Source organism: Vibrio sp. 2134-1 (assembly GCF_033339495.1).
This window is the reverse complement of record NZ_JAWOUS010000714.1, coordinates 1-583: the sequence shown is the minus strand read 5'-3', so window position 1 is coordinate 583 and position 583 is coordinate 1. Positions and strand designations below refer to the sequence as shown.

The following is a 583-nucleotide window of genomic DNA, read 5'->3' as shown; positions in this document are numbered from 1 at the left end:
ACATGATGCATCAGCGTAATTCGCATAGTCTTTTGATGCTGCATAAGCGAGGTTATGTTTGATCTGAGGGCCGTAATTGTCTGAACCCAGTAACAAATTACCAATTTGTCCACCAGAGTTCTGTACTGATGCAGAACTAAAGGTGTACAGCGCATCGGCAGTAGGGCTGCCCAATGTATTGTTTGCTGCTGCGACGGCAGATGTAGCGACAATACCGCCAAGTGAATGACCTAGCATTTTGACTTTTGAACCCGTCATTGGGTTGAAGCCTTGCAGAGGACCTCCAGCTAAAAGACCGCCTTGAGCAGATACTACCAAGCTAGCGCGCAAACCTAACACATCCAGAACACTTTGACGTAGGTTGTCACGCGCAACGGCTAAGTTGGAAAGATTTAGATAAGCCAGTACATTCGCATTTGCGGAACGTTGTTCATCTAAGCTGCGCGTACCATGAATAGGTAAGTCAATAGCGATAACTGCCACACCTGCTTTTACCATATTGAACGCGAACGCGTACGCATTCTCTTTCGCAGAGGTGATGCCGTGTTGATAAATCACAACGTCTGTCGCGACGCCAGATTTA

The 583-nt window shown here is 47.0% G+C and carries 1 pseudogene; it reads right to left on the bottom strand.

Annotation, left to right across the window (positions count from 1 at the left end):
* Window positions 1-583, bottom strand: a pseudogene (locus tag R7R78_RS28125) (lipase); the annotation flags it as partial.